General features: G+C 45.6%; 31 protein-coding genes. 8 read left to right on the top strand and 23 right to left on the bottom strand.

Going from position 1 to position 26,560, the window contains the following annotated elements:
• Nucleotides 1–7: 7 nt before the first annotated feature.
• Nucleotides 8–1,585, bottom strand: a complete 1,578-nt coding sequence (gene ggt, locus ICW23_RS08945; RefSeq protein WP_188154362.1) for a gamma-glutamyltransferase — start codon at nt 1,583–1,585, stop codon at nt 8–10.
• Between the two features lie 207 nt (nt 1,586–1,792).
• Between ggt and chrS the strand changes: the two genes are divergently transcribed.
• The 3 genes from chrS to chrA are packed head-to-tail and all read left to right on the top strand — an operon-like array spanning nt 1,793 to nt 3,406.
• A complete protein-coding gene (gene chrS / locus ICW23_RS08940) occupies nt 1,793–2,269 on the top strand; it encodes a chromate efflux transcriptional regulator ChrS (RefSeq protein ID WP_016937711.1) in 477 nt (158 codons plus the stop codon).
• Nucleotides 2,270–2,282: 13 nt separating this feature from the next.
• The gene (gene chrB / locus ICW23_RS08935) at nt 2,283–2,873 is read left to right on the top strand and encodes a chromate efflux transporter subunit ChrB (protein WP_188154361.1); all 591 of its coding nucleotides are present in this window, start codon (nt 2,283–2,285) and stop codon (nt 2,871–2,873) included.
• Nucleotides 2,870–3,406: a chromate efflux transporter ChrA gene (chrA, locus tag ICW23_RS08930; protein ID WP_047475836.1), complete on the top strand. Its 537-nt coding sequence runs from the start codon at nt 2,870–2,872 to the stop codon at nt 3,404–3,406. Before chrB ends, chrA begins: the two co-directional genes overlap by 4 nt.
• A 26-nt stretch (nt 3,407–3,432) precedes the next feature.
• On the opposite strand, the gene ICW23_RS08925 is transcribed toward chrA, so the two are convergent.
• Complete coding sequence (locus tag ICW23_RS08925) at nt 3,433–3,654, bottom strand: hypothetical protein (RefSeq protein WP_188154360.1); 222 nt, start codon at nt 3,652–3,654, stop codon at nt 3,433–3,435.
• On the bottom strand, nt 3,651–4,196 hold the full coding sequence (locus ICW23_RS08920; RefSeq protein WP_188154359.1) for a flavodoxin family protein: 546 nt from the start codon (nt 4,194–4,196) through the stop codon (nt 3,651–3,653). The genes ICW23_RS08925 and ICW23_RS08920 overlap by 4 nt, the downstream gene beginning before the upstream one ends.
• 122 nt (nt 4,197–4,318) lie before the next feature.
• On the opposite strand from ICW23_RS08920, the gene ICW23_RS08915 reads away from it, so the two are divergent.
• On the top strand, nt 4,319–5,200 hold the full coding sequence (locus ICW23_RS08915) for a LysR family transcriptional regulator (RefSeq protein WP_045926388.1): 882 nt from the start codon (nt 4,319–4,321) through the stop codon (nt 5,198–5,200).
• 87 nt (nt 5,201–5,287) lie between these two features.
• On the opposite strand, the gene ICW23_RS08910 is transcribed toward ICW23_RS08915, so the two are convergent.
• The 14 genes from ICW23_RS08910 to ICW23_RS08845 form a co-directional block, all read right to left on the bottom strand.
• A complete protein-coding gene (locus ICW23_RS08910; protein WP_188154358.1) occupies nt 5,288–6,004 on the bottom strand; it encodes an endonuclease V in 717 nt (238 codons plus the stop codon).
• 113 nt (nt 6,005–6,117) lie between these two features.
• The gene (locus ICW23_RS08905) at nt 6,118–6,771 is read right to left on the bottom strand and encodes a hypothetical protein (RefSeq protein ID WP_188154357.1); all 654 of its coding nucleotides are present in this window, start codon (nt 6,769–6,771) and stop codon (nt 6,118–6,120) included.
• Nucleotides 6,772–6,846: 75 nt separating this feature from the next.
• Complete coding sequence (locus ICW23_RS08900) at nt 6,847–7,398, bottom strand: hypothetical protein (protein ID WP_099745189.1); 552 nt, start codon at nt 7,396–7,398, stop codon at nt 6,847–6,849.
• 29 nt (nt 7,399–7,427) lie between these two features.
• Entirely contained in the window at nt 7,428–7,793 is a 366-nt protein-coding gene (locus ICW23_RS08895; protein ID WP_016937702.1) for a hypothetical protein, read from the bottom strand.
• A gap of 104 nt (nt 7,794–7,897) precedes the next feature.
• The gene (locus ICW23_RS08890; RefSeq protein WP_016937701.1) at nt 7,898–8,410 is read right to left on the bottom strand and encodes a hypothetical protein; all 513 of its coding nucleotides are present in this window, start codon (nt 8,408–8,410) and stop codon (nt 7,898–7,900) included.
• A 443-nt stretch (nt 8,411–8,853) separates the two neighbouring features.
• Nucleotides 8,854–9,405, bottom strand: a complete 552-nt coding sequence (locus ICW23_RS08885) for an SUKH-4 family immunity protein (protein WP_016937700.1) — start codon at nt 9,403–9,405, stop codon at nt 8,854–8,856.
• A 4-nt stretch (nt 9,406–9,409) separates the two neighbouring features.
• Complete coding sequence (locus tag ICW23_RS08880) at nt 9,410–11,311, bottom strand: T7SS effector LXG polymorphic toxin (protein ID WP_016937699.1); 1,902 nt, start codon at nt 11,309–11,311, stop codon at nt 9,410–9,412.
• Nucleotides 11,312–11,330: 19 nt separating this feature from the next.
• Nucleotides 11,331–11,591 carry a YwqI/YxiC family protein gene (locus ICW23_RS08875; RefSeq protein WP_016937698.1) on the bottom strand — a complete coding sequence of 87 codons (261 nt, stop codon included), beginning with the start codon at nt 11,589–11,591 and terminating at the stop codon, nt 11,331–11,333.
• Complete coding sequence (locus tag ICW23_RS08870) at nt 11,591–12,025, bottom strand: YwqH-like family protein (RefSeq protein ID WP_188154356.1); 435 nt, start codon at nt 12,023–12,025, stop codon at nt 11,591–11,593. Before ICW23_RS08870 ends, ICW23_RS08875 begins: the two co-directional genes overlap by 1 nt.
• A gap of 306 nt (nt 12,026–12,331) precedes the next feature.
• On the bottom strand, nt 12,332–13,657 hold the full coding sequence (locus ICW23_RS08865) for a UDP-glucose dehydrogenase family protein (RefSeq protein WP_188154355.1): 1,326 nt from the start codon (nt 13,655–13,657) through the stop codon (nt 12,332–12,334).
• 198 nt (nt 13,658–13,855) lie between these two features.
• Entirely contained in the window at nt 13,856–14,620 is a 765-nt protein-coding gene (locus tag ICW23_RS08860) for a tyrosine-protein phosphatase (RefSeq protein WP_188154354.1), read from the bottom strand.
• A gap of 48 nt (nt 14,621–14,668) precedes the next feature.
• Nucleotides 14,669–15,310 (bottom strand): CpsD/CapB family tyrosine-protein kinase, encoded by a 642-nt coding sequence (locus tag ICW23_RS08855; RefSeq protein ID WP_188154530.1) that lies wholly within the window; start codon nt 15,308–15,310, stop codon nt 14,669–14,671.
• A 34-nt stretch (nt 15,311–15,344) separates the two neighbouring features.
• Nucleotides 15,345–16,091, bottom strand: a complete 747-nt coding sequence (tkmA, locus tag ICW23_RS08850; protein ID WP_016937692.1) for a protein-tyrosine kinase activator TkmA — start codon at nt 16,089–16,091, stop codon at nt 15,345–15,347.
• 215 nt (nt 16,092–16,306) lie between these two features.
• Nucleotides 16,307–16,450, bottom strand: coding sequence for a YwzD family small protein (locus ICW23_RS08845; protein WP_014471134.1), 144 nt, complete (start codon nt 16,448–16,450; stop codon nt 16,307–16,309).
• Nucleotides 16,451–16,653: 203 nt separating this feature from the next.
• On the opposite strand from ICW23_RS08845, the gene ICW23_RS08840 reads away from it, so the two are divergent.
• Together ICW23_RS08840 and ICW23_RS08835 are read left to right on the top strand one after the other, a co-directional pair.
• A complete protein-coding gene (locus ICW23_RS08840) occupies nt 16,654–18,264 on the top strand; it encodes an SWIM zinc finger family protein (RefSeq protein WP_188154353.1) in 1,611 nt (536 codons plus the stop codon).
• The gene (locus tag ICW23_RS08835) at nt 18,251–21,025 is read left to right on the top strand and encodes a DEAD/DEAH box helicase (protein ID WP_188154352.1); all 2,775 of its coding nucleotides are present in this window, start codon (nt 18,251–18,253) and stop codon (nt 21,023–21,025) included. The genes ICW23_RS08840 and ICW23_RS08835 overlap by 14 nt, the downstream gene beginning before the upstream one ends.
• 115 nt (nt 21,026–21,140) lie before the next feature.
• On the opposite strand, the gene ICW23_RS08830 is transcribed toward ICW23_RS08835, so the two are convergent.
• The 4 genes from ICW23_RS08830 to ICW23_RS08815 all read right to left on the bottom strand — a co-directional run bounded on the left by ICW23_RS08830 (nt 21,141) and on the right by ICW23_RS08815 (nt 23,779).
• Nucleotides 21,141–21,998 (bottom strand): Cof-type HAD-IIB family hydrolase, encoded by an 858-nt coding sequence (locus tag ICW23_RS08830; RefSeq protein WP_049627556.1) that lies wholly within the window; start codon nt 21,996–21,998, stop codon nt 21,141–21,143.
• Nucleotides 21,995–22,777: a transcriptional regulator GlcR gene (locus tag ICW23_RS08825; RefSeq protein WP_045926380.1), complete on the bottom strand. Its 783-nt coding sequence runs from the start codon at nt 22,775–22,777 to the stop codon at nt 21,995–21,997. The genes ICW23_RS08830 and ICW23_RS08825 overlap by 4 nt, the downstream gene beginning before the upstream one ends.
• A gap of 210 nt (nt 22,778–22,987) precedes the next feature.
• Nucleotides 22,988–23,329, bottom strand: coding sequence for a single-stranded DNA-binding protein (gene ssb / locus ICW23_RS08820; RefSeq protein ID WP_045926379.1), 342 nt, complete (start codon nt 23,327–23,329; stop codon nt 22,988–22,990).
• A gap of 96 nt (nt 23,330–23,425) precedes the next feature.
• Nucleotides 23,426–23,779: a hypothetical protein gene (locus tag ICW23_RS08815; protein WP_060964082.1), complete on the bottom strand. Its 354-nt coding sequence runs from the start codon at nt 23,777–23,779 to the stop codon at nt 23,426–23,428.
• Nucleotides 23,780–23,951: 172 nt separating this feature from the next.
• On the opposite strand from ICW23_RS08815, the gene ICW23_RS08810 reads away from it, so the two are divergent.
• Nucleotides 23,952–24,362: a YwpF-like family protein gene (locus ICW23_RS08810; RefSeq protein ID WP_016937685.1), complete on the top strand. Its 411-nt coding sequence runs from the start codon at nt 23,952–23,954 to the stop codon at nt 24,360–24,362.
• A 46-nt stretch (nt 24,363–24,408) separates the two neighbouring features.
• Here the strand turns inward: ICW23_RS08810 and mscL are convergent, their stop codons facing one another.
• Nucleotides 24,409–24,804, bottom strand: a complete 396-nt coding sequence (gene mscL / locus ICW23_RS08805; RefSeq protein ID WP_049627557.1) for a large conductance mechanosensitive channel protein MscL — start codon at nt 24,802–24,804, stop codon at nt 24,409–24,411.
• Between the two features lie 56 nt (nt 24,805–24,860).
• Nucleotides 24,861–25,286 (bottom strand): 3-hydroxyacyl-ACP dehydratase FabZ, encoded by a 426-nt coding sequence (gene fabZ / locus ICW23_RS08800; protein ID WP_003151242.1) that lies wholly within the window; start codon nt 25,284–25,286, stop codon nt 24,861–24,863.
• Between the two features lie 195 nt (nt 25,287–25,481).
• Here fabZ and ICW23_RS08795 point away from each other — a divergent pair, with 195 nt between their 5' ends.
• Nucleotides 25,482–26,546 (top strand): tetratricopeptide repeat protein, encoded by a 1,065-nt coding sequence (locus ICW23_RS08795; protein ID WP_064777929.1) that lies wholly within the window; start codon nt 25,482–25,484, stop codon nt 26,544–26,546.
• Nucleotides 26,547–26,560: the final 14 nt, after the last annotated feature.

Here is a 26,560-nt window from a genome sequence, read left to right as displayed (position 1 = left end):
TCATGCTCTATACCCCTGCGGCCGCACCGTCGCCGCGCGGGTCGGCCCCGCCTTGGAGAAAACCTTCGTCATCAATGACGATCGCTGCAGCATGTCCCATGATCCGGTCAAAATCGCTAACCGTCTCGACGCGGTGGCCGCTTTGCTTTAATGCTTCTCTCGTTTCACGGCTGATCCGGCTTTCGACCCTCAGCCCTTCATACGCCTCTCCCCATGTCCGCCCCCACACCCAGCGCGGCTCACTGACCGCCTGCTGCGGGTCCATGTTGTAATCAATAATGCGTGTAATCAGCGCCGTCTGAGTTTGCGGCTGGCCTTCTCCTCCCTGGGTGCCGTACAGGATGTGCGGCTTCCCTTCTTTACAGGCCATCGCCGGCATGAGGGTGTGGAAGGTCCGTTTGCCGGGTTCGAGCGTATTGACATGAGATTCATCCAGCGAAAAAAATGACCCGCGGTTTTGCAGCAGAATGCCCGTCTCCCCCGCCGTAACGGCTGACCCGAACTCAAAATAAAGGCTCTGTATAAAGGAAACGGCATTTCCTTCCGCATCTCTGACGGCGGCATAAGCAGTGTCGCTTCCGACCGGACGGCTTACCGCCGGCGCAGCCGTGTAACCGATTTCTTCCGCCAGCTGCTTTGCATATTGTTTATCAAGTAACCGATCCAGCGGAATATGAGAAAACGCCGGATCAGTCAGCACTTCATTCCGATGCTGAAAACTCTTTTTCAGCGCTTCGATCAGCAAATGATAATATTCAAAGGAGCCGTGTTCGATCTTAGAAAAATCATAGTTTTCCAATATATTAAGCGTCATTAAGCCTGTAAACCCCTGTGAATTCGGGGGAGCCTGATAGATGCGGTACCCGCGGTAATCGGAGGATACCGGGTCCGTCCACTCGCCGCGATGGGCTTTAAAGTCATCAAGCGTCAGACGGCCGCCGTTGTTTTGCAGAAATGATGTGATGCTTTGGGCGATATCCCCTTCGTAAAAAGCGCTCCTGCCTTTTTCGGCAAGCTGCTCCAAGCTGGCCGCCAGATCCTTCTGGACAAACCGCTCGCCAGGCATGGGCGCTTTTTTGTTTCTCGTAAAAATGGCTGAGGTATAAGGTGTTGAGGCTAAAAGAGCGAGATTTCGTTCTGTGTGGGCGCACTGGTCGGCGGACACCGGGAATCCGTCTGCCGCATAATCAAGGGCGGGCTTCAGCACCTCAGCGAGCGAAAGACGCCCGTACGCCGAAAGCACGGCATCCCAGCTGTCCGCCATTCCCGGAACGGTAATGGCGCTTTCTGTCCCTCGCATCGGTATCGCTTCTCTGCCTCGATACAAGTCTCTCGTCACATGTTTTCCTGAGCGGCCGCTCCCGTTGTAAGCTTTGATTCGCCCCGTTTCTTGATGGTATGTAAGCCAAAATGAATCTCCGCCAAGCCCCGTCATATGCGGATACACGACTGCCAGGCAGGCGCTGACCGCCACCGCTGCATCAAACGCGTTTCCCCCCTTTTCAAGAATGCCGGCCCCCGCCTGGGAAGCAAGATAATGCGGACTGACGACCATTTGTTTCGTTCCGATGGTAGAAGTATTCATGGCAAGCCCCTTTACAAATTTTCTCAAGTATAAAAAGCGGCACCGACGGCATCCACCTTTCTGAGAGAAAATCTCACACACTATTTTCTTTCCGATAATAAAAAATCAATATTTATTACGTAACGAAAACAATTAAAAAATTTATCCTTCATACCGTAAGATTTCATGATACAATAATGTCTACCAGATGAAGGAAGGTGAAGCCGATTGGAACATGAGTACAGCATTCCGAACCTTGTACTTGATGAAACGGATAAACATATTCTCTCGATTTTGCACGAGGAAGGGAGGATTTCCTATACAGACTTAGGAAAGCGGGTTAATCTGTCGCGTGTGGCGGTTCAGCACCGCATCCAGCATTTAATGGATGCCGGCGTAATTGAAAAATTCACCGCTGTCATCAACCCGGCGAAAATCGGCCGCCATGTGTCCGTGTTTTTTAATGTGGAAGTGGAGCCGCAGTATTTGGAGGAAACAGCGTTAAAGCTTGAAAAGGAGCCGGCCGTGACAAGCCTTTATCACATGACCGGACCGAGCAAGCTGCATATGCACGGCATTTTCGCAAATGATCAGGAGATGGAAGAGTTTTTGACAAAACGGCTTTATACGCAAAAAGGCGTCGTCAGCGTCGATTGCCAAATGCTGATTAAACGGTATAAAAGCAGAATGGGCATGAAGCTGTAAGGAGGACACGGCAATGAAAAACCCCTTTTGGGACATTACGGCGGCAATGGTGCGAACAGGCATTCTCGGATTCGGCGGCGGCCCTTCCGTGATTCCGCTGATCCGCCATGAAGCGGTCAATAAATATAAATGGATTGATGATGATGAATTCGGAGAAATATTAGCAATCGCTAATGCACTTCCCGGACCGATTGCCACGAAAATGGCCGCGTATCTGGGCTTCAAGCTGAAAGGCACGTTAGGCGCAATCTTGGCAACCCTCGCCCACATTCTGCCTACATGCCTTGCGATGGTAGGCTTGTTTGCCGCTGTAAATGTGTTAAGCCACTCAGCGGTTGTTGCCGGCATGATTGGCGCCGTCACGCCGGTTATCGCCGTCATGCTCGGCATCATGGCGTACGAGTTTGGCCAAAAAGCGCTAAAAGGTTTCGGCTGGGTCACCGGCATCCTGTTTTTTATCATCGCTTTTATCGGCCTGCAAACGCTGCAGATCAATCCCGGCTTTGTCATTATTATTTTCTTAGCATACGGCGCGTTTCATTTTAAATTAAAAGACAAAATCACAAATAAACGTTCAAAAGATAAAGGAATGTCGGCTTCATGATGATGATCTATTTATTTATGGCGTTTTTTATTGCAAATGTACTCGGATATGGCGGCGGCCCTGCGTCTATTCCGCTCATGTTTGAAGAAGTCGTCAACAGATACAGCTGGCTCTCAAACGACCAATTCTCAAACATGCTCGCCCTTGCGAACGCATTACCCGGCCCGATCGCCACTAAAATCGCCGCGTATGTAGGCTACAGCGCAGGCGGATGGCCCGGCTTCCTGATTGCGCTGATCGCAACCGTCGTACCGTCAGCGCTCGCATTGATCGTGCTGCTTCGCATCATTCAGCGCTTCCGCCAATCACCCGTCATCAAAGGCATGACGCTGTCCGTCCAGCCCGTCATCGCCGTCATGATGCTCATTCTTACATGGCAAATCGGCGCAGACGGCATCAAAGCGATCGGCTGGATTCAATCACTAGTCATTGCGGGGATTTCTCTCCTTGCCCTGACAAAATTCAAGCTGCATCCGGCCTTTCTGATTATCGCGGCATTTTTGTATGGAGGCCTTGTGGTTCCTCATATGTAGAAAAAAGCACCTGGACAGGTGCTTTTTTATTTTGGCCCGGAAATGCCGTTTGATATGACAGCTGTTTCTTCTCCTGCATCACTCTTGATGATGTGCTTGACTTGCAGCGTGGTTCCTGCCATTCTCACAGATTGCTTCAACTGAGGCGAATCGGTTTCAACCTGTATCCAAACAGGAGGCTGGACCTTCCAAAATAAAAACAATGCAAGAATCAGCATGCCAGCAATGACCGACAGCGAAAACTTCATAACGCATCGCTTCTTTTCAGTAAGCTGCTCGCAGCGTTCAGCGCCTGATGATCATGAAGAATATCACCGGGACGATTGCCTTCTCCCAGCACATAGCCTTTAAAGGGCATCCCCATAAAATGAAAAATATGTTCAAATTGCTGAATCAGCGGCAGCCCTTTTAGTTTAGGATTGTCTCCGCCCACTGCTGTTACATAGGCCTGCTTCGCTGACATTTGCTGTTTAAAATCAGGAAATCTCGGATCTCTCAACGTCTGTGACCAGCGATCAATAAACAGCTTTAATGTCCCTGACATGCCAAACCAATAAATTGGGGTGGCAAAGACGAGAATATCGCACGGCAATATCCGTTCAATAATAGAATCGCAGTCATCTTGAACAGGACGAAAGCCGCCTTGGGCGTGACGCAGATCTTCAATTGGCCGGATCCGATATTTCCGCAAATGAATGTGCTCCGCATCGAATTCTTGAACAGCTTTATCCGCAAGAATATCCGTATTTCCGCCAGACCGAGTTCCGCCATTAATAACCGCAATTTTCATGATGCATCCGCTCCTTTGTTTACGAATGATTTTCTTCATCATATAATGGATTCATCAATCAATACAGATGATTATTTCGATTATTCCAATCGATAAAATCGATTTAGAAAGGGCGAGATCAAATGGAATTGAAGCAGCTGATCACCTTTATTACCGCAGCAGAACATGTAAACTTCACCCTAACCGCCAAGATGCTTAACTATGCACAATCAAGCGTTACCTCTCAGATCAAATCACTTGAAGAAGAAATCGGGACTCCTTTATTTGAACGGCTCGGCAAGCGGCTTATCCTGACAGAAGCCGGCAAAACATTCAAATCCTATGCGGAGAAGATTATTGCGTTAACAGAAGAAGCAAAAATGGCCGCAAATCAAGTAAGAGAAACAACCGGAACCTTGAAAATCGGGGCGACGGAAAGCCAGTGCACATATCGACTTCCGCCTATCATAAAAGAATTTAAACAGGCTTTTCCGCAAGTAAAGCTCATATTCAAACCGTATATTTCCAACGAACAAGCGAAAGAACAGCTTTTACAGGGCCAGCTTGATATCACCTTCATTTTAGATGTGAACCGAACGGAAGACGCACTGCACGTTGAATCTTTGATTCAGGATGAGATCAAAATGGTAGCCGCCAATGACCATCCTTTTCCAGCAGACTCACCAGTAACATTGAAGGATCTTCAAAACGAAACCCTTCTGCTGACAGAGGACGGCTGCTCATACCGCACGCTCTTTGAGGACACTTTACAAGACGCCGGAGTCTACCCTAATAAATTAGAATTTGTCAGCATAGAAGCCATCAAACAATGCGTGATGGCCGGACTTGGAATTGGACTATTGCCTGAAATGACAGTAAAAGACGATATTGCCGAAGGACGGATGAAAGAGCTCAACTGGCAGAATGAATGCCCTGTTTTTACTCAACTGGCATGGCATAAGGACAAGTGGATGTCTGCACCATTAAAGGCTTTTATCGATTTGACGCGAAAAACATTCAAATAGAAACCTTATCCGCAAGGACGACAAGGTTTTTAATAAAGCAGACACCAGGCATACAAAAAAACACTTGGCGGCTTAGAGCCCCAAGTGTTACACGTGATTTTTCCGATAAAACGTTCGCAAGACATGTGTTTCAAGGTCAGCCAGACGGACAGGGATCGGCAGTCTGCTTTCATGATTGATCAAACTCATCGTGATCTGATAGCTGCTTTCTAAATCAATGTCATTTCCGCAAGACAAAAAGATAGGCTTCACATCCCGCCGCGTCCGCAGCGCCCGGCCATATACTTCGCCGTCAATGATAATATCTGTGTATGCGCCGACTTCATTTTCAGGCATCTCGAAATCGCAGCCTTTGATTTTGAGATAGGTTTTCGCAATCCCGATCGTCGGCTTCCCCAGAAAAAAAGCCGCATGGGTGGCAACGCCCATATGATTGTAATGCAGATACCCGTTGCCATCAAACAAGAAGACATCCGGCTCCGTCTCCAGCTTTTTCGCCGCCTCGATGATCAAAGGCAGCTCGCGAAACGCAAGAAAACCGGACACATACGGCACGCTGATTTTCCCCATACTGTGCACCTTTTCAATGACTTCTTTCGTATCAGCGTCAATGACGATGATACTGCACACCCCGTACGGTTCCCCGTCCTGCTCCCAATAAGCGAGGTCGACGCCTGCGCAGGTGTTGACGGAGTTTGGATGGATGACAGGGGATAGGTTGATTTTATGTATAAGGGATTGTTGTATTTGAATAAAATCCGCTTCATCTTTTAGATGAAAATCGTGAATTTGATGTATTTTCATTTCACTTGTTTTCCTCTCTTCGCGCCCAATCTTCCTGTGTTTCGATCTAGCGAAGACTCCTTCAGCAAATTATGCTTCATTGAAAAAAAGCAGATAGTATCATCTGCTTTTTGTTAATATTCATTTTTCATTTCTTTCATAAAAATATAATCCAATTGTGTAATTAATTCTTTAAGTTCAGTACACATCATATCTTCTAGAGGATTTTCCCAATCTTCGTTTTTTATCAGTTCAATGCCATAACTTCCAGTGGGATCCCCTTCTGGGTACCATCCTACGTCAAGCAGCAAATTTTTTGTCTTATGAGAAATCTGCAGGAGATCTTGATTAAAGTCAAATAACCAAGCATCATCATTTTCCTCTAAAGTTTTAGGATCAGTATCTTTTAATGTAATATAATCAACAGTCCAACCCGCCGGTATCTTAAGCCTTAAGAAATTGGGAACATGTTGGTTTAGCGGCTGCAAACCCTCTAAAACCCCGCTTCCCACAGTCCAGATTTGATATTCTAACTCTTCTAATAATTGTTCTATCTCATCAAAAGATTCATCTTCATAAATCTTATCTGTTTTTAAACCCGTTACTATGACATGGTATTGATCATTTTCATAAATTACCTTAATAAAGGCCTTTCGTTTTTCATTTTGCAGTATTAGTAATTCACATTTTTCTTGCATCCTTCTTTCTGAACTTAAATTGTTCAGTACTACAGACCAGCCATCACAGATTTTTAATGGCAGCAATTGAGAAATATGGTCTCTGTCCATCCAGTTTCTCCTTGTACTCCACATTGTTATACTATCTATAAATAAACTTGCCGATGACAACACGGCAAGTTTTAACTACAGCAATTCTAATACATCAGTAAACAAGGCATCTCCTAATGTTAATCTTCTGTTGAAAGGCTGGATATGTGGCAATTCACTCCACTCATACACAGTATCATAGTAATCATACAAATAACTGAGTTCAATAAATCCTTTCTCATGCATTATTTTATTAATATAGTTGGTCCCCTGAATCAATTCTAAAGATTCAGCGGTCCCAACAACCTCATAAGCCCCATCGATTAATTCATGTCTAAGGGAATAACTATAATCTAGTACATAAACAGGAACCAATTTAGATACTTTCATATTAATTTGCTGTTCTAAATGAAAACCATTTTCCCCAGAAAGATCTTGCAAATGAATATCAATTTCTCCAGAAGGATTGTTTAAATCCCTAACTTCAATTTTTTTCAAACCTTTTATTTGAGTAAATTCATCAGGTACTTTTATTTTCTCTGCGCATTTGCTCTTGTACCATTCGTCTAACTCCCTATTCACAAATAGACGATGAAGCAATTCACCGATTTCAGGGTATTCATTAATAAATCTGATTCCATGTTTCATTTGTAACTATTTCATCCATTATTATTTAACTACTTCCACCAAGTAGTTGTTACTTGTTTTAAATGATATTCAATATATAAAATCACTTTTTTATAATCATCTGATGAAAATTCTTTAATAGGATCTTCCCAATCATTATCTTTGACTAGCAAAACCAGATAGTTACCTTCAGGAGAAATGTCAGGAACCCAGCCTAAATCAAGCGTTATTGAGGATTGTTCATGATAAAGCTGCAACAAACTGTCTGTGAACAAAAACCAGGAATCATCATTCGGTTCTAAAGTTCTTGGATCTATTTCAACAAAATGATTATAATTCACTTTCCAACCTTGTGTTATTCTTAAGGGATGTATATTAGCTTTTGGAACATCTAATTTAATATGTTTTCTTTCCATGAGAACCTCTGTTTAGTAACTATTAATTTCCTAAGCTTTATTTTTTATAAGGTTCAATGCTATAACTTCCGGTTCAATCTCCTTCTGGGTACACCCCAAATAAACTAATCATTCATATCTTTAGGGGGTATAAAAGCGACTAATTGACCTTCAGGATATATACCTTTCCACCCACAAGGCCATCCGCCTGTTTTATACACTTGAAACATTTTCTCAAAAAGATTGTCTTTATTACCGTTTACCAGACGATTGATTGCACATTTATACAGATCTGACTCTACTTCTTCAGCAATATCCCAAAAATCCATAGGAATGAAATCTTCAGAATAGTTATCATCAGAATTGAAAATATTCGACAATTCTTCATCTAATGTTTTTAAGTGATCATCACTTAAAATTATACCCAATAACTGTCCGCTTTCATTTGATTTTACATCTTGCCAAACTACTTCAACTTCATCAGTATCTTGAGACCATGCTAATTGTTGCGCTATCTCAAAATCTTCTATAAGTGTAATATCAGACAAATTCCGATTATTATTCTTAAATAATTCTCCGTGCTTAATAAAGTCAATTACCTCTTCCACTAAATCGCTATATTTACCGTAACTACTCATTTATTTAACCACCTTTCCCATAATTCCTCTGTAGCCCCCTCCTCTTTGCAAAAAAGAAGGCTTTTTGTTTTACCCTCCCCTCTTTAGTTTCATACCTATAAAAAACCTGAAAAGCGTAAAACCACTCCAAGTAGGAGTTCTATAGTTTTTTAGTAACTCCAAGGTTAAGGTTTCTCTCCAGTTTTCATAAAAAGCAAAAACTAAAAAGCAGGTACAGTATAATACCTGCTTTTTACAACAAATTTATGCTCAGGAAATTTTTATTTCAAATGACGCTCCAATTATTATCCATTACATAAATTGCATAAGTTAAAGGACTATCAGTTAAACTCATACGCTAAATCCAGAAGCAATCATCTACTTTAACTATATGAGATGAAATAATATCCTTTGTTAAGACATCTTTCTCTGATCAGGTCTCAACGCATCAAAATGAAAATTCATTATTCATATAAACTTTCTATTTCAATACCCCAGAAGCTCCCTTCATTTATACAATTTGAGTCTACTCTTTTCAGTTCTTCTTTCAACCATTCAATTACATATTCAGGAATATCATTGTCGATAAAAGCATCTTCTCCATTAATTTGAATAGCTTTGTCAATCATTTCTGAGAAAAGCAGTATACTTTCTGCAAATTGATTTATTGAAGAGTTAATAAATACTTCTTTATATTCATTACCATTATCTAAATAAACAATTCTCTCGTTATTTTCTATAATACAAATTGGATCTCCGGAACCAGTAGAACCTAACAACCAATATTTTCGAAACGCTTCCGACACATCAAAGATACTTGTAATTGGTTTAAATGATGTTTGAAAAGAAGTGAAATCCAAATATGGCGGAGGGGTTTCAGGTAAACCTCCTAAAGAAATAAATTTTTTAAATTCCTCCGAAAAAGGAGTCTCTACTAAGTCATCATATGGAAACTTTAATATCGGACCATTTTTATTAACATCCCAACTTCGATTAAATTCTTCGGGTAATAACATCGTGTCACCTTCCTGATTCTTTTCTGAATGTTTCTAGTCTATTCGCAATTTGATCGTCTACCCCAGTAATTCCCCATTCTTTCTCAACATTATGAATACCACCATACCCAGGGTGAAGACTTTTAGGTAAAGCCGCGGCCTGGCCTCCTTCTCCAATATGATGATGTCTCATTGGGTCTTTTAAGTAATCTGCATACTGTGGAAAATGTTTTATAAATTGTTCATCAACAACTGGGACTCTTCCTCTTTTAATCTTAGCAGTATTTTCAACACTCCAAAACTCAGGATTACTTTTTAGCAGCGTGTTAAAAAACTTTTTCGCATTTCTCTCCCAGCCAGCAGCATTTGTCCCAGATTTCCCCTTCCCCTTAAAATTCATCTCTACTACAAGCCTAGGATCAATTAAATACTTATTATCGTAGTTTGATAGTTCTCTGCCTTTATATCCTCTAATTCGATCGTATTTTCCGTCATTATTCCATTTACCCGCCATCTTCACAATCCCAAGATCCTTAACAGCCGTCTTTTCCACATCTACACGTACTGTCGGGATTCCGAATGTGAAGCCATCCGGAGTTACAGGGCGTTCTGCGTACACGCGGACATTTGTTGGGACTTTGAATTGTTTTACTTTTTCTAGTGTCTTGTTAGCTGTTTGAACTTTTGAATGGGTTGCAAGCGGGATGCCTGTGTTTACATGTTTCGCCAATGCGCCGGCACCAACCAAACTCAACGCCGCTTCCAGCGCACCCGTTTTCCGCTTCTCCTCAGACACTTTGTTTCCGAACATATCTCTGCCTGTGACGGCTTCTGAAAAACCGTTTGAGGCGACGAGGCCGTATGCGCCCATTTCTGTCATTTTGAGAATGTCTAAGGATTTTCCGGTTTTATAGACGTCTAAAGCGTGTTCTGCGGCCATGACGGTTTTTCCGGTTTTGTAGATGGCTTTTCCGCCTTTGAAAGCGCGGCCCGCCCAGCCGACGACCGGTATGAATCCGGCGGCGGCCATCGCTCCCGCTGTGACGCGTTCGGCGGTGGAGAGTTTTTCTCCGGTCACCGGATCAACGCCTTCGGCTGCTCTTTTATAATCATAATAGCCAGTGACTTCTCCGGTAAAGTTGCAGATACCGTCCCATGTTTTCTCGTACCATGGTTTATTGGCTTCTTTTTCAGCCTTTTCCTGAAGCCGTCTTGCTTCGGCCTGCTGGGCTTTTGCATCAATATAGTCCGTTCCCTGCTTTTCTGCTTCAATGACGCTTTTGTAGATTTCATTGCTGTGGAAGGCTTTTTTGTCATAGTACATAGGGGATGCGCTTTTCCCGTTGCTGGTGGCTTGCATGAGAACGGAATATTTGCTGAGAACCGCGTTGTCCAGAGATTCTAAATTTTGATATTCAGTGGTCAGGGATTCATCAAGCTTATCGACTGCCGTGATCGTGTCACGTCTGGTTTTCTGGGCATCGCCCATCTTATCTGCGTAATCATCAAGCGTATACGTGTCGAGATGAATAATATCGCTGATGCCTGACAAGATGGAGTCGATTTCGGCTTTATGGGCGGAGACAATCTCTGAAGCTTTCAAGTCCGCGTTGGGCAGCTCATGCTCCAAAAACGAAGTCTCCACATATGAATCGCTGAGTTCTTGATCTTTAATATCACCTGAAATGCCGTTTAAAAACGCAATTTGAGCAGAAACAAGCGTCAGCCAGCTTTCGGCGATTTCCGCTTGTCCCTGAAAGAAATCCTTTATATTGTCTGCGCCTTTTCCTTTCAAAGCATCACCCAGATCAGCCATGCCTTGAAAGGCTTTTTTGAGCGCATTCAGCTGTTCTTCAAGAGCTTCGTATTGTTTCTTTCTCTTGTCTGCTTCATCCGTTAACGATTGTGATTCAAACACTTTGCTCATCGGCAAGTCCTTTCTTTCGTTATTTTACGGCGATCGCCTCGTCCTGTTCTTTCAGGGAGTCTACATTGTCTTTTACGTCCGCGATGTTCTTATGAACGGCTTGCTTATATTCGCTGATCATGGATACAAGCTTTGCCTCGCGGGAGTGGTACTTGGAGGTATAGTCAAGCTTGTTTTTCCCGTTTGAACCCGCATTCCCGATCGAAACGGCCTCCAGCGCGCTGCTGACGGATTCAAGCTGTTTCATGACGGCTCCGTATTTGAGTTTTATTTCTGTCATTAAAACCAACTCCAGCTTCTTTTGATTGATTGTATTTTGTCTCCCACGGCGTCAAGGGCTTCTTCACCAAGCGTCAGCAGGTGCTCTGCTTCTCTCGCGATGCTTCTGGCGGCAAGGAGCCCTCCTTTTTCAATTTCAAGCTGTGTCATCTTTAAGCCGATCCGATAAATATACCCGTCGTATTTGTCTGTAACGATTCTGTATGCCTCTGTATGGGCCTGATCGCGCCGCTCATCAAAATCTTCAGCGAAAGTGCCGGTCCAATGATGATCCAGGTGCGGTCTGAGGATGTCTTTGATTTCAGACATGCCCTCTTCCTGCAGAGATTCTATATCTCTCTTCGCTTCTTTTAATTTATCAATTTGGTGTTCGATCTCGCCCAGTTTATGACTGATTGTGCTGTTAATATGGCTTAATGTGCTTGAATGGCTCATCTGTTTTCACCTCGTCTTACGCAAAAAGTCGTACAAAAAGCACAGACTTTTCCATACTATATTTCCATATATTATATTTTAAAATAGACAGAAAGCAGCTTAAATAGGTTAAACGGCTTATTTTCAGCAGCCGAGGTGCTCTTTATTAACGCCAAAAGACTCATGCAATCGGCACGTTCATTCACAGACCTCCTCTATATATCCATGATAAATTCCCTAAAAAAAGGAGCCGGTTATCAATAACCGTCTCCTTTGCCGTGTATCATCATTATAAATATAATAAAGGCCGGCGCGGAGGCCGGCCTTTCAAGTGACAGAATCAGTCTGAGGCAGGACGGCTTTTCTTCCGATTGAGATATATTCCACGCCCGCCTGTTCCGCTTCTTTAAGCGAGTGGCAGTTTCTCCCGTCGAAAATAACCGGAGTTTCCATCAGCTCTTTGTAGGCTTCAAGCGGAAAATGCTTAATATCTTCCCAGTCTGTCAAAATCAGAACGGCATCAGCTCCCCTGACCGCTTCTTCTATAGACTCCCGATAGGAAACCCCGGGCGGAAGCAGCTCGGAAGCCCGGAATGAAGCGATCGGATCGTACGCTGTCATCCGGGCGTCAAGAGCCGCCAGACGATCCGCAATGACAATGGACGGCGCATCCCGCATATCATCAGTATTCGGCTTAAAAGACAGCCCTAATAACGCTATGGTTTTTCCCGTAACTCCGCCGAGCCTGTTCAGCACTTTATCAACCAGCATGGACTGCTGGTTATTGTTGACTTTAATGACGGACTTCAGCAATTCAAAATCATGCTCCACATGTCCCGCGATCTGCACGAGGGCGTTTGTATCCTTCGGAAAGCAGGACCCCCCGTAGCCGATGCCGGCTCTTAAGAATTGATTGCCGATCCGTTTATCCAATCCCATTCCGTGTGCGACTGATTCCACATCCGCACCGACTTTTTCACATATATTGGAAATTTCATTAATAAAACTGATCTTTGCCGCTAAAAAAGCGTTCGATGCATATTTGATCATCTCGGCGCTTCTGATATCCGTATGATAAACCGGAATGGCAAACGGCGCGAAAACCCGGTCAAGCGTTTCTCCCGTCTGCCGATCTTCAGTTCCGATTACGATGCGGTCGCCGTGAAAGGTATCGTGAATCGCCGAACCTTCACGGAGAAATTCCGGGTTCGAGGCGATTGAAATATTTACGTCCGATTTCAGCCGTGAATGAATAACTTCGCTGATCCTGTCATTCGTTCCCACGGGAACCGTGCTTTTTGTCACGACGATCGCATCTTTAGAAATAGATTCGGCAATCCGTTCGGCGACATTTTCAATATAGGTAAGGTTTGCGTGCCCGTCTTCTTTTTGCGGCGTTCCGACCGCTATAAAAATAACCTCTGCTTCCGCAAGCCCTTTTTCGTAGCTCGTTTCAAAGGCCAGCCGATGCCGGCCGATGTTTCGTTTCATCATATCTTCAAGGCCCGGTTCAAAGATAGGGGATATTCCCTTTCTCATCTGCTCAACCTTACGTTCGTCAATATCTATACATGTTACGTCATGGCCGATTTCTGAAAGAGACACTCCTGTCACAAGACCGACGTAGCCTGTTCCGATCACTGTTATTTTCATCGTGTTCCCCCAACCGTTTAGAAATTGCTGCTGGGCAGCTTACCGTTATTAGCATATGATCCCGGCGCCGGCAGAATGCCGGTAGCCTGCGGTCATGATAGAAAAAACGGCGCCGGCCGCTGATTATAGCATAAGCATAAAAAGATCATCTTGCAAAACAGCCGCTTATGCTTCATTTAAACGGGGTAGGGAAGATGGTTAAAAAAGACCCCAGCGCTTACGGCGGGCCACAGGCAGCGGAGGTTCCTTATAAACGGCTTTGTTTTCAACGAGAAGCGCCGCGTTTTCCGTAAGCATATAAACCAGCTCCGCCCCGGCTTCTTTTTTCAGAACACCGAGCGCCTCCTGATAATAAAAATTTCTCGACCCGAGATTATGAGCGTCAGATGCGAGAAAGTGGATCAAATTCGCTTCAATAAGCTGCAGTGAAAAGCTCTTCGCTTTCCGACCGAATGCTCCGGCAAGGCAGCCGGCCGTCACTTGGGCAGCAGCGCCTTTCTTTACAAGACTGTAAAGGACGGACGGATTTTCGCGGATTTCTCTGTTCCGCTCCGGGTGGGCGATGACAGGGACATATCCCCTCAGCTGCAATTCATAAAATAGCCGTTCGGCATAGGCCGGAACATGATCCGCCGGAAACTCCGCCAGCACATACTTTGTATGATGGAGCGGGATAAGCGGGCCGCTTTGAAGACCTGCCAGCAGATCTCCGTCTGTTCTGATTTCCTGGCCGGGCAGAACGGTGAGCGGAATGCCTTCCTTATTCAAACGTTTGTTTAACAGGCTGACCGCTTCTTTGACCGTATGCCGGTCCGTGTCATAGCGGTATTTCACGTGATGCGGCGTCGCAATGATCGTATCAATTCCCTGTCGGACCGCTTCTCTCGCCATCTCGAGGCTTTCTGTATCATCCGCCGCGCCGTCGTCTATGGAAGGAAGGATGTGACAATGGATATCTATCATATTTTAATCCCTCCTTCTTAAAAAGAATGGACCGCGCCCATTATGACATTACTGTCCATAATAGGCGTAGTCCGAGTGTTTCGTTTGTTTTTTTCCGTTCATCACGGCTCCGAGGAGCTTGCACGGGTAATAATCGAGCGCTTCTTTCGCCTTGGCCGCTTTTTCCTTGTCCGTTTTCCCGCTTGAAATCACCATAATGGCCCCGTCAGTATAGCTGCCTAATATTTTCGTATCGGCTACGGCCAAAACGGGAGGCGTGTCTAAAATCACCTTATCATAAACTGCGGATGCTTCTGACAGAAGATCTCTCATGGCCCCCGTCGATAAAAGCTCCGCCGGATTGGGCGGGATCGGCCCGCTCGTTAAAATATCGAGATTGGCTTCCTCAGCCCGCAGGACGGCTTTCTGAAACGGAATCTGTTGTAACAGCAGCGACGTTAAGCCGGTTCCGTTATCCAATTTGAAGGTGAAATGAACCGTCGGTTTGCGCAGATCCGCATCAATTAAAAGCACTTTTTTCCCCTGCTGGGCAAATACGACGGCAAGATTGGCCGCGGTAGTCGACTTTCCTTCTTCCGGACCTGCAGATGTGATTAAAAGGGACTTCACCTCCGTATCGACGGAAGAAAATTCAATGTTTGTACGGATCGTCCGATATTGTTCTGAGTTGATGGACTTCGGCTCTGACATCGTAATCACGCTTCGTTTTGCCGGCTTGTCTTTTTTACGCGTCAACTTGTCCGCCTCCCGCTTGTTTGGTTTCTGCCATCCTCAAATTTTTGGCAACGCTGTCTTTTGCGCTGATTGAAGTAACCGTTCCCAAGACCGGGATGCCGAGCAGCGATTCCAGCTGTTCCTCCGATTTGATCGTATTATCCAGATGTTCCAGCAAAAAGGCGAGACCGATTCCGCCCAAAAGTCCGGCCGCAAACGCAATCGCGATGTTCAGCTTACGGTTAGGCTCTGCCGGTGACTGGCTGTCCGCCGCTTCGGCCTTTGAAAGAATGCTGACATTATCCACATTCATGATGGCCGTGATCTTGTCCTGAAAAACGGCTGCAACCGTATTTGCCATAACGGCCGCCCGCTTTGCATCCGTATCCCGCACGGCGATCGTCACGACTTGTGAATCCTGCTCGCTGGATACCGTGATTTTCGATTCCAGCTCTTTCGAAGTCATGGACAGATTCAGCTCTTTAATCACCTCATCGAGGATGACCGGGCTTTTGATGATGACATTATACGTGTTGATTAATTGGAGGTTGGTTTGAACGTCATTGAATTGGACTTCTTTTTGATTGTTTTTGGATTGACTGACCAAAATTTGCGTTGAATTTTCATAGACCGGCGTAAGAGCGAAGAAACTGATGAGTCCGCCTGCGGCAGATGCCGCCGCGGTGATAATAAGTATAAACAGCAGACGCTTTCTCAGTATTGCGAATATTTCTTTTATGCTTGCGGATTCTCCCATATAACCTCCATATCACTTTCCGTGTATTCCTATTCCCTCCAATGAACTTTTCCAATTACGATTATACAGATTTGAACTGTCATTTCTAACCTTTTCAAATGACAATATTCGACAAAAATACACAAACACTTCTATTCGGTTTATTTTTGTAAGCGCTTTATACGCTGTTATCACAGGAACAATAAAAAATCCCGCGGTCAAGAGCCCGCGGGACTTTATGTTGCATATCCATTTTTAATATGAGAAATCAAATTCTCAAGCATTTCTTTTGTGGTCATCTCAGAGGACTGCTCACCGATGTCGTGCGCATGCATTAAAATCTTCAGAAACTCCTCTTGATCTAACTTCGTTTTCTTCATCATTCGTTTCCTTTCGGCTTCCATTAAATTGAAAACAAGATTATTATATGCTGTCGGGTGCTGTTTTGCAATCTCTAATACATCATTCGACACACTCGGGTTTTTATGTCCTTTTTTAGGAAAAACTTTTTCCGGACCATGTGTTGCGATATAATAGAGGAATTGGAATCTTTTTATTTTGTGACTCGTTAGGAGCGATAATCATGCTTCAGGATATGATTGCTAAAGAAGATGTGCTCGCAGCGGCTGAACAGCTTAAAGAACTTCTTCCTTACAATGAAGACAATGTTCAGCTGATGAAGAAAGCACTCATTTTATATCGGCAGGATTCCGTCTATCGTATACAGGTTCAAACCCCGACAGAGGTTTCCGCGTATGTGCAGGATGTTGTGCCTGTAAGGGTCACGCTGAACTTATTTTTCATGGTGAAAAGCGGCTGCGCATGCCCGTCTGAGGCGATCTGCCGCCACGTGCTGGCCGTTTTTCTTTACGTATATGCCCAATTTGAACGGGTCGGTTCCTTTACCGAGCATTGGCTGGAAAGAGAAAAGCTTGAGGAAAGCAAGGAGCTTGTCCGCCGGCAGTTTCAGGAAAAAGTGCTGCCGAATGAAGAGTCGCTGTCAAGCTGGCTCGCTTTTTTTGATTCGGAATTCTCGCTGTGGGAGGCGCGGACGCCGGCCGGAAGCCAGACGATGCAGGGGCTTTATTACGGCTATTTGTCAGCGCTCAAAAAACATGCCCCGAAAAAACCCGAGCTCAAAAGCTTATATCAGATTCATTCGGCGCTTGCCGTCTGGCTTCACATGTTTACTTTGATTGAGTCAGGCAGACTGGATGCCGAAAAAGATTATTACAGCATCAATCCATACGTTGAACAGCTGTTGGATACGATTTACTCCTCCATTGACAGACTGAAAACGTATGCCTTGTCTTTCTCGCTTGATCCCTTTTTGGACCGGACGCCTCCGGTGATCCGCAGGCTTCTGCTGAAAGAGGAGCTTTTTCAATACGAACGCCTCCGGGTATTCGGTGAAGTTTGGAGCGCGCTTTTGAACCGGCCGAAATGGGTCGCGCGTGAACAGGAGATTCTCGCACAGGAAAGCGGCCGCCGTTTTTCGCCGGAAGTACGGTTCGGACGGCTTCATTTGGCCTTTTTGCAAAAAGATGATGCAGCGGTCTTTGAAGATATGTCTCGCTTCCCTTCCGAAGCGCTGCCTTATACCTTTCAATGGCTCAGTGAGCTCACCGCCAAAAAAGACTGGAAACGGCTGAAAACATGGTACGGTCAGATCGAACCTCTTGCCGTGAACTACACGAAACTTGATAAGCCGTTTAAAGAAATGCGCGATATTATCGGAGAGCTGTTTGTGCTGCTGGCGGATTATGCGCGGCACTCACGGGATGATCAGCTGTTTGAACGGTTTGCCTCCGGCTGCCTTCCCTATACCTTTACAGAATACAGCCAGTATCTGTACGAAAAACGGCGGTATGCGGAGTGGGTGGAGATTCACAGCCTCGTCGGTTTTTCCGTCTGGGAAATCGAAAAGGACATCCTGAAGGAAATTGCCGCCAGTGATCCGGAAGCGCTCATCCCCTCCTATCACCGGGCGGCGGCCTTTTTTATCGACCAAAAAAACCGCAGCGCCTATAAAGAGGCTGCGCGCCATCTGAAAAAACTGCGGACGCTTTATAAAAAGGCAAAAAAACAGCAGGTTTGGGAGCGGTATATCAGCCAGCTGAGTGCAAGCTACAAGAGGCTGCGCGCCCTTCAAGAAGAATTGCAGAAAGGAAAGTTGATTGATGGCGAGTCTTAAGGAAATTTTCATTCATGTAGAACAAATGGAAGATTGGACATTTACGCTGTCAAGCCATGATGAGAAAGAACAGCCGCTCACGCTCAGTCAGATGAAGACTCATCTGTTCCAATGGCATGAGTCCACCTTTTACGGAACGTTTCTTGAAGACGTCAGCTTCATCGGCACCCCGGCCGTTCTGCTCAGTCCGTGGATGACCGTCGAGCTGCTCGGAAAAAACTCGTTCAATTCATTCAGCACCGTTCAGCTGACAAAGGAAACAGAACCATTAATCGAAGCGGCTTCGACGATCTACGAATTTATAGCCGACGGCGATTTTCTTCCGGATTATGACGCTTGGCAAAACGGCGTCCTGCGCTTCAAAGACCGCGAGCTTTTGCTGGAAGGCTTTACGGCAGACTGGTTCTCGGCCGCGGTTCAGGACTACATTCAGTACAATGATGACCTGCGGGAAAAATGGCAGCAGATCGAAACCCGTTCGCCGGCCGTTCATACGTTTAAAGGCTCCTTTTTGGACGAAGATGATTTTCTTGAGGGAATCGGCTGGAATGATGATCTGACGCCGTTTACCGTCGGGCTGCGATTAAACGAGCCTGATTTTGACGGTGACGACTGGAAAATCGAAATGTTTTTACGCGAGAAAAAAACCGGAGCCATCACCTTTTTCGACGGACTGAAGGGGCTGAAAAAAGCGTGGCAGGCATACAGCGGAAAAATCGCGCGTGAACAGGACCGCTTCCGCCGAACGGTTCCCTGGCTTTCATTTGATTCGGGAACGACGCTCATTTCTGAAGAAGAAGCTTGGATCTTCTTATCGGAAGCGAGTGAAACGCTTGTCGATATGGGCGTGGAGATTCTTCTTCCATCGTGGTGGCAGATTGTCCGGGAAAGCAATATGATGCTCAAAGCAAAAGTGTCATCCTCGCCGCGGGGCGAGTCCTTCGTCGGCATGAATGCCCTGCTTGATTTCAACTGGAGATTCGCCACAAACGGAATTGAGCTGACAGAGGATGAATTCAATGAGCTTGTCGCAAACAACAGACGTCTCGTCAACATCCGCGGCCAATGGGTGAAAATTGATCCGCAATTTATTAAACAGATGAAAAAACTGATGGAAAAAGCGGAATCTGAGGGTCTCCACATGTCCGACGTGCTGGCGCGCGAACTGATGGATCACGGGGAAAACGGAGCCGAGGACACGGACATCATTGACTCATCGGCATTTGCCGGGATCAAGATCGAATTATCAAAGCAGCTCAGAAGCCTGATCCGCAAACTGACGGAGGCCCGGGATCTGCCGGAGCATGAAGTCAGCGCCGCGTTTCAGGGACAGCTCCGCCCTTATCAGGTGTACGGCATGAACTGGCTTCTCTTCCTGCGGGAAAACGGCTTCGGCGCCTGTCTCGCAGATGATATGGGACTTGGAAAGACGATTCAGATGATCGCCTATTTTCTTCATGTGAAGGAAAGCGGCCGGCAAAAAGCGCCTGCCTTAATCATTGCGCCGACATCGGTGCTCGGCAACTGGCAGCGTGAGCTCCAGACCTTCGCGCCGCAGCTGAAGGCCGTGCTTCATTACGGACCCCGCCGGCCGAAGGAAGAAGCATTTGTCCCGGCCTATCAAGACGCGGATGTCGTTCTTACTTCTTACGGCCTCTCGCACGCCGATCAGGAAGAGCTTTCTTCCGTGACATGGAGCACCATCTGCCTTGATGAAGCGCAAAATATTAAAAACGCGCATACGAAGCAGTCCCGCGCGATCAGAAAGCTGAAAGGCGTCCATCATATCGCGCTGAGCGGAACACCGATGGAAAACCGCCTGACAGAGCTTTGGTCGATCTTTGATTTTATGAACAAAGGCTATCTCGGCAGCCTGACCGGCTTTCATAAACGCTATGTGCTGCCGATTGAAAAAGACCGTGACGAAAAAAGAATCAACCAGCTTCAGCAGTTAATCCGGCCGTTTTTACTGCGCCGGACAAAACGGGATGAAGAAGTGGCGCTTAATCTCCCTGACAAGCTGGAACAAAAAGAGTTTATCCCGCTCTCGGCCGAACAGGCCTCCCTTTATGAGCAGCTTGTCAAAGATACATTTGAACATATGGCTTCTCTGACCGGCATGCAGCGGAAAGCGCTGATTTTGAGCATGCTCGGCCGCTTGAAGCAAATATGCGACCATCCTGCGCTCTATTTGAAGGAAGAACAGACAGAGCTGTTAAACGGGAGATCCGTCAAACTGGAAAAGCTGCTTGACTTAATGGCGACGATCCGCGGACAAGGGGAAAGCTGCCTCATTTTCACCCAATACATTCAGATGGGCAACATGATGAAGCGCCTCTTGGAAAAAACATTCGGAGAGCCTGTTCAGTTTTTAAACGGAAGCCTGTCCAAGCAGGAACGCGATTCCCTTGTGGAACGGTTCCAGAAGAAAGAATACCCGACACTGATTTTGTCACTGAAAGCGGGCGGAACCGGTCTGAACCTGACAGCTGCCAATCACGTCATTCACTATGACAGATGGTGGAATCCGGCGGTGGAAAACCAGGCGACCGACCGCGCCTACCGAATCGGCCAGGAGCGGTTCGTCCACGTGCACAAATTAATTACGACGGGAACGATTGAAGAAAAAATTGATGCCATGCTCGAAACGAAACAAACGCTGAACGATCAGATTATCCAAAGTGAAAATTGGATTACCGAGCTGTCATCCGATGAGCTTGAAGAATTATTCACCCTCAGCGCATCGGCGCAATCACATTAAACGCAAAAAGGCCGGCTCTCTCGGAAGAGCCGGTCTTTTAAAATGCCGTCCTTACTGTTACGCCGCATTTGCCATGAATGCGTCACGCCAGTCGTGAACAGTATCGCCAAACCTTTTAAAGTAAATTCCTGATCATATGCGCAACGCCGTTTTGATCATTTGTCAATGTAACGGCGTCAGCGATCTCTTTAATGTCTTCTCTCGCATTTCCCATCGCTATGCCTTTTCCGGCCGCCTGAAGCATTGAGTAATCATTTAAGCTGTCACCGACCGCTGCGGTTTCAGCCATCGGAATGCCGAGCTTTTGCGCCAGCCGTTTAAGCGCCTGCCCTTTAGAAGCATGGCGCGACGACAGTTCAAAATTGTGATCGGCAGAGCTGACAAGGGTGAGGTCTTTCTGATCGCTGAATCGGTCCCAGCCCGCTTTCAGCTTCCGCTCATCAAACGAAAACCCGAGAATGTTGTAAAAATCCAGACGTTCTTCTTTCTCAAAGAGCTCACGGTATGATTGAATGTAAGCAAAGCCTGACTGGCTGTATTGCACAGAAGCCGCCTGCTCCAAAATAGAAAGGTCGGTTTCCGGATTGGCGCTTTTTACCCGATCCATTTCGATATCGAGCAGCTCCCTGCCGGTTTCAGGCGTATAGATGGCTTTGTTTGTAAACACCTCATAGTAATATTGATTCTCTTCAAGCCAGGATAAAATCCCCCGGGCCCTTGTTTCTTCAATCGCATCACAATGGTACAGGCTGCCGTCAGGAGCATGAATGGCGGCTCCGTTTGCGCTGATAATCCATGTTTTTATGCCGAGCGGTTCGAATATGGAGTGCACGTCAAAATGCGCGCGTCCCGTGGACACCACGATTTCAATTCCCGCTTGCCGGGCTTCCCTTAAAGCCCGCTCGTTTTCATCGCTTACTTGATGACTGCTGTTCAGCAGTGTGCCGTCCAGATCTATGGCAATCAGTTTCACATGTCCTCATCCTCTTCTTCAGAATCAGTTACAAGCAATTCTACGCCGTGCCGGTCGAGCAGATCGCAAAAATCCTGATCAGGCAGCCGATCGGTGATCAGCAGGTCAACCTCGTGCAGGTCTGCATATTGATAAAAACTCGTACGGCCAAGCTTGGAATGATCGCTCAGCGCAATCACCTGTTCCGCCTGCCGGATCATTTTACGCTTGACCATGCCGTCTTCTTCATGCGGTATCGTCAGACCGTTTTCCGAGATGCCGACAACGCCGATCAGCACCTTATCGGCGTGATAATCCCCCAGTTTTTCCACCACAGAAGCGCCGTATAAAAACCGATGTTCCTTTTGCAGCTTCCCGCCGAGCAGATGAATGTCAATTCCCTCTTTTGCAGAGAGGATATCGGCCTGATTGATCGAATTTGTAATAACAGTGCAGCCGGTGACATTTAAATGTTCGGCGCAGGCCTGCACGGTTGTGGAGGTATCCAGGATGATCCGGTCTCCTTTATGGATCAGGGAGGCGGCCAGTCTGCCGATTTTGCTTTTCTCTTCAGAAACGGTTTTCAGCCGGCCGGAATAGCCAGGCACTTCCTGATGCACAGACGGCAGAATCGCGCCGCCCCGTGTTCTGATAATGGCCCCGCGCTCTTTCAGCTTGACAAGGTCCCGTCTTGCGGTGTCTCTTGAAATATGAAGCAGCGAACATATCTGTTCAGCGGTGATCCGCCGATGCCGTTTCAAATATTCCATTATCGCAATCAGTCTTTCTTCTTGATACACGTCCTCATTCCTTTTTTCGTCACTTATCTGTAAGTAATTATAAGTTTTTATCTTAAAACATTCAATTATTTTAAGTGTTTATAAGTGAAATCACTTCTTTTTAACCATTTTTTAGACCCCGAACCAAAAAAACCAGTCTTTCGACTGGCGTATAGGAAGGGGGTATTGCGGGGCCCGCCAAAAGGCGGGAAAAAGAGGAAAAAAAGCATGTTATTCAGCCAGCGGCTCTTTCCGTTTTTGATCCATAAACCGAACGGTATCAGCCATGACCTCGGTCACATAAACTTTTACGCCGTCTGTCTTTTCATAGCTTCTCGTCTGGATTCTGCCGCTCACACCGACCAATGACCCTTTTTGGCAGTACAATGCCGTGTTTTCAGCGCTTTTTCTCCAAATGGTGCAGTTGACAAAGTCAGTTCCGGTTTCACCTGACGCGCTTTTAAAATTGCGGCTGACAGCCAAGGTAATATGAGCCACGGCAATGCCCGCTGATGTAAAACGGAGCTCCGGGTCTTTCGTCAGCCGGCCGACAAGCATCACGTGGTTAAACAAGCCGTATCCTCCTCTCTTTTCGAGGGTGGCTTCATTGTAGTACAAGAGCTCCTGAAAGCAAAAAGCGGAAAAAACCGTTATCCGTTTATGCCTCTCTTATGATTTCGCTTTTCTTTCAGATAAAAAAAACTTTTTCTTTTGACCGCTTATGTAATATGTATTTTTGAGCAGCCGCGAAAAAAGTTTCGTTTTAAGCCAGTTTTTCTCAAACATCCTGACAAACTTTCCGCCGTCCCATGCGAACCAGTAAAAACTCAGCTTTTTATCAGTCAGCGAAAGCTGAATTTTATACTGTTCCATGCGGTCTTTTGTTTCATACAAAAAGACGACATTCCCCCTTCTGTTAAGATGCACCTCGCACTCTTCCTTTTTGGATACTAAGTAGGAATGATCGTCTTCCCGCCTTAAGCCGTCTTCTATATAAATTTCCTTCAGGCGCAATTGATTCATAAGCATCTCTCCATGACTATATTCTTTTACATTATAATGAAAAAATAGAAATGATTAAATGTTGACCGCCTACAAAAATGATGAAGCATGTCTTACAGCATTTTCCCGAAAAAAGTGATATGTGTTATAATAAATGAACGAAAAAACATGGACAACAGGGGTGAAAATAGAGATGAAAACCTTTAAACTGGTTGATCTGAATGTGGAACGTTTAGATAAAGACGATCGGCCGATTGAACAGTTTCCCCTTTTAGACGGATTGATTATCAATAAAGAAGACGGTGAAAACCATTGGTTAATTGAAGCTCTGGTCCCGGCCGAACACTTTTCTTTTTTTGACATGCTGATGAAAAGCCAGAAAGAAGCGAAGGTGTTTGTAACGATTACGAAAAAAAGCAACCGTCCCGCCCAGCTGACGGGAAGCATCAAAAATATCGTCGAGCTGGAAAAGAGTATACAAGTTTTAATTTACGGTCAAATGGTGTCAAGAAATCACCCCGGATCAGAAAGCATTCTGGAGTCGCTCGTGAAAGAAGGATACTCAGGCAGCCGGCTGATTGAAGCGTTCAAACAAAAATTATAATCATGAAAAAGGCCGGACGTTAATCATCCAGCCTTTTTTTTATGCCCTAGTCATTGTGATGCGCCCGCTGTTTCAGCAGATCTCTGATTTCAGTCAGCAGTTCTGTCTGCTGATCTGTTTCTTCGGCTTCTTCCGCCTCTTCTTCAGCTTCTTTTTTACGTCTCAGCTTGCCTAATGTGCGAATCACAATAAAAATAGAAAATGAAATAATGAAGAAGTTCACAATCGTTTGTATAAAGCTTCCGTACTTGATGTGGGCGTCGCCGAATGTCACTGCCAGTCCTGAAAAATCAAGGCCGCCAAGAAGAAGACCGACAAGCGGCATAATGATATCTTCAACGAGTGACGTCACGATTTTCCCGAAAGCGCCGCCGATGACAACACCGATTGCCAGATCCATGATATTGCCCTTCATCGCAAAGCTTTTAAATTCTGACCACATTACATTCACCCCTTTCTACACGAAATGGGCTTTTTTATAAGCCCATTTGTTTATTTTTATTCTCCGAGTGCAAAGGTTAATTCGGCTTCACACACGAGCTCGCCGTCAACTTTGGCAACGCCTTTGCCGCGTCCGATCGTACCGCGTGCACGTGTAATGTCCACTTCAAGCTCCAGCTTGTCACCCGGTTTTACCTGCTTTTTGAAACGGCAGTTATCAATCCCCGCAAAAAACGCGAGTCTGCCCCTGTTTTCTTCTTTAATCAGCATCGCCACAGCTCCGACCTGCGCCAAAGCCTCTACGATTAATACGCCCGGCATAACAGGGTATTCAGGAAAATGGCCGTTAAAAAAATCTTCATTCGCCGTCACATTTTTATATCCCGCCGCCCGTTTTCCTTCTTCGACTTCCGTAATTCTGTCTACCAGAAGAAACGGATAGCGATGGGGAATAATTTCTTTAATTTGCTGAGTATCAAGCATTCTCTTGACATCTCCTTCATCGACAATAGTATGTATAGAAGGTATAAGTGGTAACCAATCTGTACATTTGGAAGTATATTATGAATCAATTTCTTTTTCAACCGCGCTATAAACTGTAACCAGCTGGCAATGAGCCTCGTCCATTAATGTGTTATGATGAATAAAGATTTTTACCCTAAGCAAAGAGGTTGGAAGATGATTGCTAAGTTTACTGAAAAACGCACGCTGGTGATGCTGAATGAGTGGTATGACGCCATGGGAAAACGCCAATTCGATCTAGCCCGTTCCCTTCACGAACAAATCAATCAGCATCTCCCCAAATTACAAAAGAATGCAAAGCTCAATCTCAGATATCAGCTGTTTTTTGCACGGTTTCAGCTGCTGTTTGAGAAAAAAGACGGCCTGAATAAACTGTTCTGTGAGCTGAAGCGGCGCAAAGATGAGATGGATCACGAATTAACTTATTATTTCCATTTTTTTAAAGGGTTATTCCATATGGTGAACGGCGCTCCGAACCGGGCTGTCTGCCGCTTTAAAGAAGCCGAACAGTACCTGCCGGCCATCCAGAACCGTATTGAAGCCGCTGAATTTTATTATAAAACAGCGGGTGCTTATTACATGATGAAGTCGCCTCCGCTTTCCATTCAATATGTCAACAAAGCGCTGAAGATCTATCAAAATGAATTCGGCTACATCAAAAAAACGCTCAGCTGCCAGCTGCTTCTCGCCGTAAATTACATAGACGAGGCACGCTATGAAGACGCTGAACAGCTCTTCAATGAATCCATAAAAATAACAGACCGCATCAATGACAATAACCTGCTGTGCCACGCTTATTACAATTTTGGTTTTTTAAAGACCGCTCAGAAAAAAGATAAAGAGGCGCTTCCTTTTTACAAAAAGGTATTGGGCAATCAGCGTTTTGAAAAGGAGTCTCCCGTTTCCTACCTTCATTGTGTATACGAAGCGGTCAGAGCACTTTTTAAAACCGGATGCTCCGCCGAAGGACAAACCGTGCTGCAGAAAGGATTATACATAGCTGACAAAGTGCAGAACAACATCATGAAACTGAAGCTGGCCGCGCTCAAAACACTGTATACCTCTCAGGAAGATCCGTACGACCGATTGCAGAAGCTCGTGCTGGAGCTGCAGAAAATTGAAGCGTGGGTGGATTTGGAAGTGCTGCTTCAGGATATTACGGATTACTACAAAAAAAAGGGCGATTTTGAGAAAGCCGCATTTTTCATCATGCGCGGCTGATCAAAACGCCCCCT

The sequence above is a fragment of the Bacillus sp. 1021 genome, assembly GCF_014534735.1.
Classification (GTDB): Bacteria; Bacillota; Bacilli; order Bacillales; family Bacillaceae; genus Bacillus; species Bacillus siamensis.
Note: the sequence above shows the minus strand (reverse complement) of the source record. Positions and strands in the feature narration are given on the sequence as shown.